The organism is Microbacterium sp. ZW T6_19 (assembly GCF_044987465.1).
GTDB lineage: Bacteria > Actinomycetota > Actinomycetes > Actinomycetales > Microbacteriaceae > Microbacterium > Microbacterium natoriense_A.
Map to the genome: position 1 here is coordinate 1 of NZ_JBJDRH010000017.1, position 13,301 is coordinate 13,301.

General features: G+C 67.5%; 12 protein-coding genes and 1 tRNA gene. 6 read left to right on the forward strand and 7 right to left on the reverse strand.

Going from position 1 to position 13,301, the window contains the following annotated elements; translation table 11 throughout:
* Nucleotides 1-70: 70 nt before the first annotated feature.
* From ACI3KT_RS17900 to ACI3KT_RS17930, 7 genes are all read right to left on the reverse strand, one after another.
* The gene (locus ACI3KT_RS17900; protein WP_404905791.1) at nt 71-1,684 is read right to left on the reverse strand and encodes an ABC transporter substrate-binding protein; all 1,614 of its coding nucleotides are present in this window, start codon (nt 1,682-1,684) and stop codon (nt 71-73) included.
* Between the two features lie 39 nt (nt 1,685-1,723).
* Nucleotides 1,724-2,704, reverse strand: a complete 981-nt coding sequence (locus tag ACI3KT_RS17905) for a carbohydrate ABC transporter permease (protein WP_292907281.1) — start codon at nt 2,702-2,704, stop codon at nt 1,724-1,726.
* A 7-nt stretch (nt 2,705-2,711) separates the two neighbouring features.
* Nucleotides 2,712-3,674 carry an ABC transporter permease gene (locus tag ACI3KT_RS17910; protein WP_404905792.1) on the reverse strand — a complete coding sequence of 321 codons (963 nt, stop codon included), beginning with the start codon at nt 3,672-3,674 and terminating at the stop codon, nt 2,712-2,714.
* Entirely contained in the window at nt 3,671-4,711 is a 1,041-nt protein-coding gene (locus ACI3KT_RS17915) for a LacI family DNA-binding transcriptional regulator (protein WP_404905793.1), read from the reverse strand. Before ACI3KT_RS17915 ends, ACI3KT_RS17910 begins: the two co-directional genes overlap by 4 nt.
* 216 nt (nt 4,712-4,927) lie before the next feature.
* Nucleotides 4,928-5,016: transfer RNA gene (locus ACI3KT_RS17920), tRNA-Ser, on the reverse strand.
* 59 nt (nt 5,017-5,075) lie between these two features.
* A complete protein-coding gene (locus tag ACI3KT_RS17925; RefSeq protein ID WP_404905794.1) occupies nt 5,076-6,083 on the reverse strand; it encodes a LacI family DNA-binding transcriptional regulator in 1,008 nt (335 codons plus the stop codon).
* A 118-nt stretch (nt 6,084-6,201) separates the two neighbouring features.
* The gene (locus ACI3KT_RS17930) at nt 6,202-6,939 is read right to left on the reverse strand and encodes a FadR/GntR family transcriptional regulator (protein ID WP_307294507.1); all 738 of its coding nucleotides are present in this window, start codon (nt 6,937-6,939) and stop codon (nt 6,202-6,204) included.
* A 228-nt stretch (nt 6,940-7,167) separates the two neighbouring features.
* Here ACI3KT_RS17930 and ACI3KT_RS17935 point away from each other — a divergent pair, with 228 nt between their 5' ends.
* From ACI3KT_RS17935 to ACI3KT_RS17960, 6 genes are read left to right on the forward strand one after another with little or no spacing between them, the layout of a single operon-like run.
* The gene (locus ACI3KT_RS17935; RefSeq protein WP_307299363.1) at nt 7,168-8,427 is read left to right on the forward strand and encodes an MFS transporter; all 1,260 of its coding nucleotides are present in this window, start codon (nt 7,168-7,170) and stop codon (nt 8,425-8,427) included.
* Nucleotides 8,424-10,256: a dihydroxyacetone kinase family protein gene (locus tag ACI3KT_RS17940; protein WP_404905795.1), complete on the forward strand. Its 1,833-nt coding sequence runs from the start codon at nt 8,424-8,426 to the stop codon at nt 10,254-10,256. Before ACI3KT_RS17935 ends, ACI3KT_RS17940 begins: the two co-directional genes overlap by 4 nt.
* Nucleotides 10,257-10,264: 8 nt before the next feature.
* Nucleotides 10,265-10,735: a ribose-5-phosphate isomerase gene (locus ACI3KT_RS17945; RefSeq protein ID WP_307294503.1), complete on the forward strand. Its 471-nt coding sequence runs from the start codon at nt 10,265-10,267 to the stop codon at nt 10,733-10,735.
* Complete coding sequence (locus ACI3KT_RS17950) at nt 10,735-11,619, forward strand: triose-phosphate isomerase family protein (protein ID WP_404905796.1); 885 nt, start codon at nt 10,735-10,737, stop codon at nt 11,617-11,619. The genes ACI3KT_RS17945 and ACI3KT_RS17950 overlap by 1 nt, the downstream gene beginning before the upstream one ends.
* On the forward strand, nt 11,616-12,410 hold the full coding sequence (locus ACI3KT_RS17955) for a sugar phosphate isomerase/epimerase family protein (protein ID WP_404905797.1): 795 nt from the start codon (nt 11,616-11,618) through the stop codon (nt 12,408-12,410). The genes ACI3KT_RS17950 and ACI3KT_RS17955 overlap by 4 nt, the downstream gene beginning before the upstream one ends.
* Nucleotides 12,407-13,300, forward strand: a complete 894-nt coding sequence (locus ACI3KT_RS17960) for a phosphogluconate dehydrogenase C-terminal domain-containing protein (protein WP_404905798.1) — start codon at nt 12,407-12,409, stop codon at nt 13,298-13,300. The genes ACI3KT_RS17955 and ACI3KT_RS17960 overlap by 4 nt, the downstream gene beginning before the upstream one ends.
* The last annotated feature ends 1 nt before the right edge of the window (nt 13,301 follow it).

Sequence of the window (13,301 nt, forward strand, 5' to 3'; positions counted from 1 at the left end):
GGTGGGAGTCGGGAATCGCTGAGAGCAGGGAGAAGGTGGGGCGACGGACGTCGCCCCACCTCGGCGAGGGCTACTCGCCGCCCTTCTGGAACCGGTCGTAGGCCTGCTGATAGGTGTCGATCACGTCATCCACGCCGAGCGTCTTCAGCTGCGAGACGTAGCCGTCCCATTCGCCGTCGATGTTCCCGTTCACGATCCACGAGGCGAACTTCTCCTTGACGAGCGTGTTGATGTCGGCGGTGGCGAACGACACCCGGTCGAGCTCCTCGTTCGACAGCAGCACCGGCGGGTATCCCTCGTTGGCCTGGTAGGGGGCGTAGAACTCGTTGACGAGATCCTGTCGCTCCTTGGCTCGAGGTTCTGGCGCGACGACCGACTCGAAGTCGTCGGTGGTCGTGATCTTCGGCCCGCCCGGCGCGACGCGCTGCCTGCGCTCGCCTTCGGATTCACCGTCCGCGGCGGGGATCTGGACGAGGATGCCGTCGGCGTCCTCCTGCAGGGTGACGCCGATCGGGCCCCAGTTCGACTGTGCGGACATCACCGGATCGAACAGCCGATCGGCCCAGCGGATGGTCGCAGCCGGGTACTTGTTCGCCCGAGTGATCGCCATGGCGCCTCGGCTGATCTCCTGATTGTTCGAGACGCTGGCGAGCCGTTCGCCGTCCACGCCTTCGAGGATGCCGACCAGCGCGTAGTCGCTCATGCGGTCATCGCCGACCATCTCCTTCAGCTCCCACCAGAAGAAGGAGCCGAGGATCTCGGTACCCGACTTGCCCTTCGAGAGGTATGCCACATCGTCCTGTGAGAACGACTCGGGGTCGATGAGGCCTTCGGCGTACCAGTCCCCGAGGGCCGCGACTCCGGTGCGGTACTCGTCGGTGTCCGCCGTGAACTCCACCTTGCCGTCGCGCACGATGCGGTGGTCGTTGTTCTCCGGCTGGCCGCCGAGCGCGGCGATCAGATCGTGCGGGTTGGCTGCGAACGAATCGGTGCGGAAGCTGAGGGGGATCTCGTCGGCGGCCCCGTTTCCGTTGGGGTCCTGCGTCGCGAACGCCTTCAGCGCATCGTGGTACTCATCGATCGTCGTGGGCATCGGCAGCCCCAGGGCGTCGAGCCAGGACTTGTTGATGTACAGGAAGTTCGGATAGGCGACCAGGCCGAGCTCTTCGACCGAGGGCAGCGTGTAGATGTGGCCGTCCGAGGCCGTGATCGCGGCGCGGATGTCGGGGCGCTCCTCGAGAATCGCGGTGAGCGTCGGCGCGTGCTCCTCGATCAGGTCTTCCAACGGAAGCAGCGTCCCGTTGGTCCCGTTCTGCACGATCTCGGCATCCGACAGTCCGGTGTTGAAGAGAACGTCCGGCAGCTCGCCGCTGGCCAGCATCAGGTTCTTCTTCTCCGCGTAGACCTGGTCGGGGAGGTTCTCCCAATCGATCGCGATGTTCGTATCGGCCTCCCACTGCTGCACGAGTTCCATCTCTGAGTACTCCGGGGCCAGCGCGGCCTTCGATCCGCCGAAGGTCAGCGTGAGCGTCTTGTCGACGATGGGGAGCCCCTCGGCGTTGAAGCCGAAGTCCTTCGAATGGTCTTCGATCTCTGCGGCGCCGCCACCGGCGGTGCAGCCGGCGAGCAGCAGGGTGCCGGCGATCGCGGCGGATGAAGCGATGAGGAAACGGCGATGTCTCATGATGTGCTTTCTGTTCGGGATGGGGGGGGTCGGAGGGGGTCAGCTCTTGACGGCGCCGAGGAGCGCGCCCTTGGTGAAGTGCTTCTGCATGAACGGGAGGACGATCAGCAGCGGGATCGTGGAGACGACGATCATTCCGTACTTGATCAGCTCGCCCAGCCGCTGTGCGGCCGCGTACGAATCGAGCGCGCCGGTGCCGCCGGCAGACGAGACCTCGGACTGGATGAGGACGTTGCGGAGGACGAGCTGCAGCGGATACTTGCTCTCGTCGTCGAGGAAGATCAGAGCGTCGAAGAACGCGTTCCAGTTCGCGACGAGATGGATCATGATCATCAGGAAGATGAGCGGCTTCGACAACGGCAGCACGATGCGGAAGAAGAAGCGGAAGTCGTTGGCGCCGTCGAGCTGCGCGGCTTCGCGGAGCTCGCCCGGCACGTTGTTCTCGAAGAAGGCGCGAGCGATGATCAGGTTCCAGACCCCGACCGCGCCGGGGAGGACGATGGCCCAGATCGTGTCGAGCATCCCGAGATCGCGCACCACCAGGTACCGAGCGATGAGACCGCCATCGATGAACATCGTGATGATGAACAGCAGCATGAAGAACGTGCGGCCGTAGAGGTCCCTCCGGGAGAGCGCGTAAGCGGCGCACAGGATCGTCGCCACGCTGATCGCAGTGCCGACCACGGTGTACAGGACCGAGTTCGCGAAGCCTCTGAGAATGGTGGCGTCGGAGAAGATCCGCGTGTAGCCCTCCAAGGTGAAGCCCTGCGGCCAGAGCCAGACGTTGCCGTTCAGAATCTCCGAGGGCTCGCTCACCGAGGCGATCACGATGAAGTAGAGCGGGTAGAGGATGGCGATGATCGCCACGACCAGCATCCCCACTGCGACGATGTTGAAGACAGGATCGGCAGCGCGCTCCCGCCAACGGGCGCGCGGCGGCGGGGAGACGTGTCGGGAGGCGGACGGGTCACGACGGGTGGAACGAGCGGATGCCGTCGAAGCGGAGATCGTGTCAGTCATGGCGTCATCACCAAAGGGTCGATTGTCCGGCGCGCTTCGCGACCCAGTTGAAGGTCAGGAGCAGGACGAGGTTGATCAGGGAGTTGAACAGGCCGATCGCCGCGGAGTAGCTGAACTGCGCTTGCTGCAGGCCGATCTTGTAGACGTAGGTCTGGATGACCTCGGACGTCGGCAGGTTCAGGTCGGTCTGCATGAGCAGGACCTTCTCGAACCCGAGATTGAACAGGTTCCCGATGGCGAGGATGAAGAGGATCGTGATCACCGGCATGATGCCCGGGATGTCGATGTGCCTGATCCGCTGCCACTTGTTGGCCCCGTCGACTCGAGCCGCCTCGTGCAGGGCCGGGTCGATCGCGGTGAGCGCGGCGAGATAGACGATCATCGAGAAGCCTGCGTTCTGCCAGATGTCAGAGCCGATGTAGAGCGGTCGGAACCAGTCGGGCGACCCCATGAAGAACACCGGCTCTCCGCCGAACAGCGTGATCGCGTTGTTGACGATCCCGGACCGGGGGGAGAACAGCAGGAAGATCATGCCCACCACGACGACCACCGAGATGAAGGACGGCGCGTAGAGAACGGTCTGGGTGAACTTCTTGAACCGCGGGCTCTGCAGCTGGTTCACGACCAACGCCAGGACGATCGGCACGGGGAACGCGATCAGCAGTCCGAGCGCGTTCACGGTCAAGGTGTTCTCGATGAGCCGTCCGAACTGGAACGAACTGACGAACCGGACGAAGTGCTCGAACCCCACCCAGGGGCTGCCCGCGAACCCGAGAGCCGGGTTGTAGTCGCGGAACGCGATCTGGGCCCCGTACATGGGCCAGTACTTGAACACGATGATGTAGAGGACCGCAGGGGCTAGTAGTACGTATAACTGCCACGATCGCACGGCACGCCGAGCGTGCGAACGCAGTCGGCCCTTGCGCTTGGGGATCGCCGGACTGGGCTCGGCGGGAGCGTGTGTAGTCATGCATGCACCTTCGCATCAGCGACCGATCCGCGCAGGATCGGGACGCACTCAATGGGATTCGACATCGACAGCTGCCCGCGACCGGAGAGGAGCAGTTCGATTCCGGTGCGCGCCATCTGCTCGTACGGAAGCTCCATGGTCGACAGACCGGGATCGAGGATCGGGGCGAGCGTCGCGTGGTTGTCGAAGCCCACGATCGAGCAGTCGTCGGGCACGCGCAGCCCCCGTGACTCGAGGGCCCGATAGGCGCCCCAGGCGGTCCGGTCGTTGCCGCAGAAGATTGCGGTCGGCGGATCGCCCGCATCCATGAGCTCGAGAGTGAGCGCGAGCCCGTCCTCGACGACGCCGCCGCCGTACTTGACGAAGCCTGCTGGCTCTGCGATCCCCGCCTCCGCGAGCGCCCGGCGATAGCCGGCCAGTCGGCCGATGCCGGCGGGGAGGTCGCTGTCCTCAGGCTGGATGTTGATCATCGCGATGCGCGTGTGTCCGGCCTCGATCAGTTGCCGGGTGGCCGCGTAGCCGCCGCCCTCCTCGTCAGGGAAGACGCTGGCGACGAGCTGATTCCGTTCCTGTGCGTTCACCACCACCGTCGGGACCGACTGCAGCCCTTCGGGAAGATCGAGCACACGGTGATACATCGAGGCGTACACGACGCCCTTGACCCGGTACGACCGCATCATGTCGATCGCCGCAGCTTCGAGGTCGGGCTCGTTGTAGGTGTCGACGCTCAAGATCACATTGCCGGTCTCCCAGGCGAGCATCTGTGCACCCTTGAGAAGGTGCCCTGCGAAGGGCGAGCTGGCGACCTCGTCGGAGATGAATCCGATCATCCCTGATTCGCCGCTGCGCAGCGACTTCGCGAACGCGTTCGTCCGATACCCGAGCTCGTCGACCGTCTCGAGCACCCGCTGACGAGTGGTGTCGTTGACGCGGCTTCCGCCGACGTTGTTGAGCACAAGGGACACGGTGGCCTGGGACACGCCGGCACGTTCAGCGACCTGTCGCATCGTGACGGTCTCGCTCGCCCTGCGCCCCATGTCCACCTCCTCGTGAATCAGTTAATCGTATGACTACGGGAGAACATATCCGCGGGGAGGGTGATGTGTCAAGCATGACCGCGGACATCGTCGCGACCGGTGACCATTCAAGAGGAGGGTCTCACCCGATCACACCGGACGGGAGGCACAGAGTCGGGAGGCTCACTTCGGAATGCGAACGAGGCGGGATTCAGAATGCGAGCAGGACTTCTACTGCGGAGACGAGGGGATTTGAACCCCTGGTTCCCGTAAGGGAACTCCACCTTAGCAGGGTGGTGCACTAGGCCGGACTATGCGACGTCTCCAGGCATCTGGACCCGAAGGTTCGGATGCACCCTGCAAGTGTAACGGTTCTCGGGGGCGGTCACGAATCGGGTGCCGACGACTCCCGAACGACCAGTTCGGGCTGGAACCGCACCCGCCGGTCGTGCTCGACGCCGTCGAGTTCCTTGAGCAGCAGGTCGACGCCCGTCCAGCCCAACAGCCGAGCGGGCTGGCGCACCGAGCTCAGCGGCACGACCGTGGCCGAGGCGAAGTCGATGTCGTCGTAGCCGACCATCGCGATGTCCTCCGGAACCCGCACTGCGGCACCGAAGCTGAACGCCTGCAGCAGCCCGACGGCGAGCAGATCATTCGCCGCGAACACGGCGTCCGGTCGCGCGGACGGCTCACGAGAAACGAGAGACTCCCCCGCGGCGCGGCCCTGCAGCACCGTGAGCGAGGGCTGCTCGATCACCTCGAGCTCGGCTCCCGGCACGGCGTGCACCGCGGCCTCCGCTCCGGCGAGCCGGTCGGCGACCTGCCGCACCGACCGCGGACCGCACACGTAGGCGATGCGGCGTCGGCCAGAGGCGAGCAGATGCTCCGCGGCCAGGCACCCGCCTTCGACGTCATCCACCGAGACCGAGGGCAGCACGCCCTGCTCGACCTCCCGGTCGACGAGGATCACCGGCATCCCACCTGACACGAAGCGGTGCACGGCGGTGAGATCGTCGGATGCCGGCGTCAGCAGCACCCCGTTGACCCGCTGCTCCTGGAACAGCTCGAGATGCGCTTCCTGGCGCGCGTCCTGCTCGTCGCTGTTGCCGAGCAGCACGGTCATGCCGGCATCCGCTGCCCTGTCTTCCGCGCCACGGGCGACCTCGGCGAAGAACGGGTTCCCGATGTCGGGGACGACGAGTCCGATGCTTCGGCTGCGTCCCGCGCGCAGCTGCCGAGCGGCGTCGTTGCGCACGAAACCCAGTTCCTGGATGACGCGCTGCACCCGTTCCACGGTGCGCGCCGACACGCGCTCAGGCTGATTGAGCACGTTCGACACGGTGCCGACCGAGACGCCCGCCGCGGCTGCGACGTCTTTCACCCCAACGGCCATCGCCACCCTCTGTTCCGAAATCGCCCCAATACTCTCACTGATCGCCGATCTCGGCGAGCGGATGCACCTGCGCGCTCGCACCGCGTCGACGACCTCCGCGCCGGCTCGATCATGACCGTCAGCCGGAGCGTTCGGCGAGCAGGCGAGCGGTCGCCGTGGCCATGTGCACGGCCATCGCGGATGCCGCGGCATCGCCGTCGCCCGCGGTGACGCCGGCGAGCACTGCGTCGTGTTCTGCCGTCGCGAGCTGCGCGTGCTCGCGGTCGTGCACGGCTCGGTCGGCGTAGACCTGCAGCAGCGAGCGGATCACGTGCAGGTGATCGGTGAGCGTCGCATTGCCCGCGGCTTCTGCGAGCGCGTGGTGGAAGTCGAGATCGGCACGCGCGAAGGCGTTGAGGTCGTCGTAGGACTCGCGCATGCGCGCGACATCCTTCTCCAGACGCGCGACGATCGCGGCATCCGCCCTGGTGGCCGCGAGGCGCGCCACGAAGATCTCGAGCCCTTCGCGGAGTTCGAGCAGCTCGGCCGTGTTGCGCTCGCCGATCAGCAGCCCCCAGCGCAGCGTCTGAGGCAGCAGCTCGCTCGCCGCTCCCCGCAGATACGTGCCCGAGCCGGGGCGCACATCGACGATGCCGAGGATCTCGAGCGCAGCGAGCGCTTCGCGCACCGCGGAACGCCCCACGCCGAGCGTCGTCGCCAGTTGCCGCTCAGGCGGAAGCCGAGTGCCGGCGGCGATGGAGCCGCCGGTGAACAGGTCGAGCATGCGCCTGGCGACCTCGGAGACCGGAGTGCCCGTGGGCAGCACGCCCAGCGCGGCCGTGATCTCGGCGGAGCGGTCGTCTGGAAACGCGGGCATGTCAACAACTTACGGCAGGGCATCGGAATGCACGGCAGATTTTGGTCAACCGGTTCCTGAAAATCACTTGCAATTGGTCAACCGGTTTGTCACACTGGATCCGCACACCCCTCGATCACCGTCGATGAGCCAGGAGTCACCGTGGACCAGAACCCCCCGACCGAGAATCCGATCGCGAAGTCCGCGATCCGCAAGGTCGCCATCCGCCTCGTGCCCTTCGTGGCACTGATGTTCTTCATCAACTACCTCGACCGCACCGCGATCGGCTTCGCGTCGCCGAACGGCATGAACGACGACCTGGGTCTGAGCGCAGCTCAGTTCGGCTTCGCCTCAGGCGTCTTCTTCATCGGCTACATCCTTCTCGAGGTGCCGTCGAACCTCGCACTGCACCGCTTCGGCGCCCGCCGCTGGCTCGCCCGCATCATGGTGAGCTGGGGCATCGTCGCGCTGCTGTTCACGTGGGTGCAGAACTTCGAGCAGCTCATCGGGCTCCGCTTCCTCCTCGGAGTGGCCGAGGCCGGCTTCTTCCCCGGGGCGATCCTGTTCCTGAGCCTCTGGGTGCCCGCGCAGTACCGCGGCCGCATCCTCATGCTGTTCTACCTGGCACAGCCCCTGACCACCGTGATCGGCGCCCCGCTCGCCGGCGCGCTGATCCAGCAGCACGGCACGTTCTTCGGTCTCGAGGGCTGGCGTTTCATGTTCATGGGCGTCGCGCTCCCCGCGATCATCGTCGGCGTCATCGCGTGGTTCTACCTCAAGGACAAACCATCCGACGCCAAGTGGCTGACCGCCGAGGAGCAGACCTGGCTGACCGGCGCCCTCGAGGCCGAACGAGCCGCCACCGGCGCCGAGCAGAAGCACGTGTCCGCGCGCTTCGCGTTCTCGAGCGGACGCGTGTGGATGCTGTCGTTCATCTACTTCGGGTTCATCTACGGCCTCTACTCGCTGGCGTTCTTCCTGCCCACCATCATCGAGGGCTTCCAGGCCCAGTCGGGCGTCACGTACGACGTCGTGCAGAAGGGGCTTATCACCGCGATCCCGTACCTCCCCGCCGCCATCGTGATGTACTTCTGGTCGCGCGATGCCGGCAAGCGGGGCCTGAAGACCTGGCACATCGCGGCACCGGCCATCGCGGGAGCCGTCTCGATCCCGCTCGCCCTGTTCGCCGGCTCCCCCGCCGCCACGATCGCCGTCATCACGATCACCGCCTGCGCGATCTTCGCGGCTCTGCCGAACTTCTGGACGCTGCCGACGCAGTTCCTCACCGGCGTCGCCGCCGCAGCCGGCGTGGCCCTGATCAACACGATCGGCAACCTGGCGGGCTTCAGCGCCCCGTACATCACCGGCGCCGTGCACGACTGGACCGGCGGCTACGAGATCCCGATGTTCATCGTCGGCGGGTTCATGCTGCTCTCGGCCGTCCTCATGGTCGTCCTCTCCCGCCAGCGCACGACCGCCCCGGCGCTCGTCGAAGAGGTCGCATCGTGACCCGCCTGTGGAACGATCCCGCCGACTTCGCCGACGAGATGATCGAGGGCTTCGTCGCCGCGAACGCTCGCTCCGTGCGGCGCGTGCCCGGCGGCGTCGTCCGCAGCACGGTCGTGCCCGAGGGGCAGGTGGTCGTGGTCGTCGGCGGCGGATCCGGTCACTACCCGGCCTTCGGCGGCCTGGTCGGGCAGGGCCTCGCCCACGGCGCCGCGATGGGCAACCTCTTCGCCTCGCCCTCGACGCAGCAGGTGTATGCGGTCGCGAAGGCCGCCGACCGCGGGGCCGGCGTGTTCTTCAGCTACGGCAACTATGCCGGCGACGTGCTGAACTTCGACGCCGCTCAGGAGAGGTTGCGCGCAGAGGGCATCCCCGCGCAGACCGTCACCGTGACCGATGACATCTTCAGCGCCGCGCCGGCCGAGAAGCACAAGCGCCGCGGAATCGCGGGCGACCTGACCGTGTTCCGCGCCGCCGCAGCCGCGGCCGAGGCCGGCTACGACCTCGACGAGGTGACCAGGGTCGCAGCGCTCGCGAACGAGCGGACCCGCTCATTCGGTGTCGCCTTCACGGGCTGCACGCTGCCCGGCGCCCCTGCCCCGCTGTTCACTGTGCCGGAAGGCCGCATGGCGATCGGCCTCGGCATCCACGGCGAGCCCGGCGTAGACGAGACCGGCATCCCCACGGCCGACGAACTCGCAGCGCTCCTGGTCGACAGGCTCCTGGCCGAAGTACCAGACGGCGTCGCTGTCGCGGGCGCCCGCGTCGTTCCCATCCTCAACGGTCTCGGCTCGCTGAAGTACGAGGAGATGTTCGTCGTCTACCGGCGCATCGCCGAACTGCTGACGGAGGCGGGGGCCGTGATCGTCGACCCGCACGTGGGCGAGTACTGCACGAGCTTCGACATGGCAGGCACCTCGCTGAGCCTGTTCTGGCTCGACGAAGAGCTCGAGCGTCTCTGGGACACTCCTGTCGACGCTCCGGCCTACCGCCGCGGATCGGTCGTCGCGGCCGCCCAGGCCGAGGCCGCCGAGATCACCGCGGCCGAGGACCTGATCGTCCCCGGCGACGAGGAGTCGCAATCCCTCGCGCAGCACGTGCGCGAGGCTCTGCGGGTCGTCGTGCGGACGATCGACGACAACGTCGACGAACTCGGCCGCATCGACTCGATCGCCGGTGACGGCGACCACGGCATCGGCATGCAGCGCGGCTCGCACGCGGCTCTCGCCGCCGGCACGGCTGCAGTCGAGGCGGGTGCCGGCGCGCAGACCGCCCTGCAGCGTGCGGCAGACGCCTGGGCCGACAGGGCCGGCGGCACCTCGGGAGCGCTCTGGGGCGTCATCCTCAACGCCGTCGCCTCGCATCTGGGAGACGTGGGGAGCCCGGATGCCGCGGCCCTCGCCGCCGGTGTCGCCGACGGAGTGCGGGGCGTGCAGACCTACGGCAAGGCCGAGGTCGGCGACAAGACCATGGTCGACGCCCTCGTGCCGTTCACCACGACGCTGACCGCGGCTCTCGATGACGGCTCACGCCTTGTCGACGCATGGACGAGCGCCGCGGCCGCCGCCACCCGTGCGGCTCAGGCCAGTGCCGACCTTCTCCCGCGGATGGGTCGTGCACGCACGCACGGCGAGCACGCGATCGGCACCCCCGACCCCGGCGCGTTCTCCTTCGCGCTGATCACCACTGCTCTCGGCGACCTGCTCGCCGACGCTTCGACAAGCTCAGCGACCCAGGGCGCAGGCTCAGCGACCCAGGGCGCGGGCTCAGCGACCCAGGGCACAGGCCCGGCGACCCGCAGCGCGGGCTCAGCGACCCCCGACAATCGATAGGAAACCTCATGACCGACCAGCTCCGCCTCGTGATCGGCTGCGATGACGCCGGATTCGACTACAAGGAGATCCTCAAGAAGGACCTCGAGAGCAGCGACGGCGTCGCCTCCGTCATCGATGTGGGCGTTGATGCCGACGGCCACACCGCCTATCCCCGCGTGGCGATCGCGGCCGCCGAACTCGTGGCAGCCGGCGAGGCCGACCGCGCTCTGCTCATCTGCGGCACGGGCCTCGGCGTCGCGATCGCCGCGAACAAGGTGCCGGGTGTCCGCGCGGTCACCGCTCACGACTCGTTCTCGGTCGAGCGCGGAGTGCTCTCGAACAACGCGCAGATCCTCACGATGGGTCAGCGGGTCGTCGGCATCGAGCTCGCCCGCCGGCTCGTGCGCGAGTGGCTCACCTACCGCTTCGACACCTCGAGCGCGAGCGCCGACAAGGTGGCCGTGATCGACGCCTACGAGAGCACCGGATCCTGCTGATGTCGCAGGTCACCGTCGGCGTGAGCCTGAAGATGTACTTCGGGCACGAGCGGGCGCGCTCCTGGTTCGACGCGGTCGCCGCCAGGGTGCGCGATCACGCCGCCGTCCGCAGCGGCGCCGTCGAACTCTTCGTCACGCCCACGTACCTGCAGGTGCTCCCCGCCGTCAGCGCGTTCGCCGGGACCGCCGTGCGCATCGGCGGTCAGGACGTCTCGGCCGAGGACTCCGGCCCTTTCACGGGCGAGGTGTCCGCCGCCGAGCTGGCCGAAGTGGGCGCGACGATCGCCGAGATCGGTCACGCCGAACGCCGCCGCCTGTACGGCGAGACCGACGAGGTCACCGCGGCGAAGACCCGCGCCGCCCTGCGCGCGGGTATCACTCCATTGCTCTGCATCGGAGAGACCGAGCGGCAGAGCCCCGCCGATGCCGCGGTCGTGGCCGTCGCGCAGCTGCGCTCCGCGCTCGAGGGGGCGGATGCCGGGGCCGTGATCGTCGCCTACGAGCCCGTGTGGGCGATCGGCGCCCCCGAGCCCGCAGGGCACGAGCACATCCGGGTGGTCGCCGCGGCACTCCGTCAGACGGTGAACACGGATGCCGACCGCACCGGTTCCGCCGTGATCTACGGAGGAGCCGCAGGTCCCGGGCTGCTGACTTCGCTCGGCGACGCCGTCGACGGCGTGTTCCTCGGGCGCTTCGCCCACGACCCGGACGCCCTCCTGCGTGTGGTCGACGAAGCAGCAGAACTGGCCGCCCTTCGACAGGCTCAGGGAGCCAGCAGAGTTGCTCAGGGAGCCAGCAGAGTTGTTCAGGGAGCCAGCAGAGTTGCTCAGGGACCCCGCGGGCTCGCGGAGCCTGTCGACTCCCCCGACGGAGCCGACGCATGATCGGCCTCGGCACGTACTCGTACTTCTGGCAGCACTCCGACCGGGTGCCGGAACCGCTGACCCTGATCGGCGCCTTCGAAGACACTCGAGCGCAGGGCGTCGACCTGTTCCAGATCTGCGACTACGGCCCCCTCGAGTGGATGAGCGCGGCAGAGCTGCGCAACGCGGCCTCCGCCGCGAGCGCGCTCGGGCTCACGATCGAGCTCGGCACCAAAGGGGTGGAGCCGGAGCATCTGCGGCAGCTCCTGGAGCTTGCGGAGGTGTTCGACGCCCGCCTGGTGCGCAGCATGCTCTACGGCCCCGAGTCGCGACCGACGCTCGACGAGGCCGAGAACTGGCTGCGCGGCAGCATCCGCTCCTTCGAGTCCGCAGGGATCGACCTCGCGCTGGAGACGTACGAGCAGGTCGGCACCGCCGATCTCGTCGGTCTCGTGGAAAGAGTCGGCAGCGAACGGCTGGGCATCTGCCTCGACCCGGCGAACGTCGTCGCCCGCCTCGAGCAGCCGCGCACGTGCGTCGAGCTCGCCGCTCCCTTCGTCAAGAACGTGCACGTCAAGGACTTCGCCTTCGCCCGGCAGGACGGCTGGGTGGGGTTCACGTACTCCGGCGCCGCCATGGGAACCGGGCTTCACGACTACCCCCATCTGCTCACCACGATCAGACCTCGTGAACGCGAGATCAACGAGATCGTCGAGCACTGGCTGCCCTGGCAGGGCGACGCCGAGACCACCATCCGAACCGAGCGGGAATGGACCCGCATCACTCTCGAACATCTGAGGAGCACATCATGAGCGATACTTCGACAAGCTCGGCAACCCCTTCGACAAGCGCGGCAACATACAAGATCGCCGTCATCGGCGCGGGCGGCAAGATGGGCATGCGCGTGTCCGACAACCTCCTGAAGACCGCGCACACGGTCTGGTACGTCGAGAACTCGCCCGCGGGCCAGCAGCGCACGATCGACGCCGGTCGCGAGCTCACGGATGCCGCGACCGCGGTCGCCGACGCCGACATCGTCGTGCTCGCTGTGCCCGACCTGGCGCTGGGGCCCGTGACGGCCGACCTCGTGCCGCAGCTGCGTTCCGGCGCGATCGTCCTGACCCTCGACCCCGCGGCGGCCTATGCGGGCCTGCTCACCACACGGGACGACGTCATCCAGGCTGTGGCGCACCCGTGCCACCCTTCGATCTTCCTGCAGCGCGAGACGCCGGAGCAGTGGGCCGACACCTTCGGCGGCATCGCCGCGCCGCAGGACGCGATCGCGGCGATCGAGTCCGACGACGAGGCGAAGAAGGCCATCGTCGAGGCGACCGTGCGCGCGATCTATGCTCCCGTGATCGACGTGCACTGGGTCACGATCAAGCAGCTCGCCCAGCTCGAGCCGACGCTGGTCGAGACGGTCGCCTGCATGATCGGCGCGCTGCTCAACGAGGCGTTGCACGAGACCGTGAACACCATGGGCGTCCCCGAGGCGGCGGCCCGCAGCATCCTCTACGGGCACACCCAGGTCGCGCTCGCGAACGGGCTCCGCGGAGACAACCCGTTCTCGGACGCCTGCCTGATCGCGATGGACTACGGACGTGAGAGCATCATCAAGGAGGACTGGAAGAAGATCTTCCAGGATGACGAGCTCGACAAGAACCTCGCCCGGATGCTGCACCTGGACCACATCGAGCGCTGAG

Coding starts and splice junctions, on each gene's coding strand:
- ACI3KT_RS17955 (WP_404905797.1), top strand. CDS start 11,616: ATGATCGGCCTCGGCACGTACTCGTACTTCTGGCAGCACTCCGACCGG.
- ACI3KT_RS17905 (WP_292907281.1), bottom strand. CDS start 2,704: ATGACTGACACGATCTCCGCTTCGACGGCATCCGCTCGTTCCACCCGT.
- ACI3KT_RS17915 (WP_404905793.1), bottom strand. CDS start 4,711: ATGGGGCGCAGGGCGAGCGAGACCGTCACGATGCGACAGGTCGCTGAA.
- ACI3KT_RS17910 (WP_404905792.1), bottom strand. CDS start 3,674: ATGACTACACACGCTCCCGCCGAGCCCAGTCCGGCGATCCCCAAGCGC.
- ACI3KT_RS17945 (WP_307294503.1), top strand. CDS start 10,265: ATGACCGACCAGCTCCGCCTCGTGATCGGCTGCGATGACGCCGGATTC.
- ACI3KT_RS17950 (WP_404905796.1), top strand. CDS start 10,735: ATGTCGCAGGTCACCGTCGGCGTGAGCCTGAAGATGTACTTCGGGCAC.
- ACI3KT_RS17935 (WP_307299363.1), top strand. CDS start 7,168: ATGTTCTTCATCAACTACCTCGACCGCACCGCGATCGGCTTCGCGTCG.
- ACI3KT_RS17930 (WP_307294507.1), bottom strand. CDS start 6,939: ATGCCCGCGTTTCCAGACGACCGCTCCGCCGAGATCACGGCCGCGCTG.
- ACI3KT_RS17925 (WP_404905794.1), bottom strand. CDS start 6,083: ATGGCCGTTGGGGTGAAAGACGTCGCAGCCGCGGCGGGCGTCTCGGTC.
- ACI3KT_RS17900 (WP_404905791.1), bottom strand. CDS start 1,684: ATGAGACATCGCCGTTTCCTCATCGCTTCATCCGCCGCGATCGCCGGC.
- ACI3KT_RS17960 (WP_404905798.1), top strand. CDS start 12,407: ATGAGCGATACTTCGACAAGCTCGGCAACCCCTTCGACAAGCGCGGCA.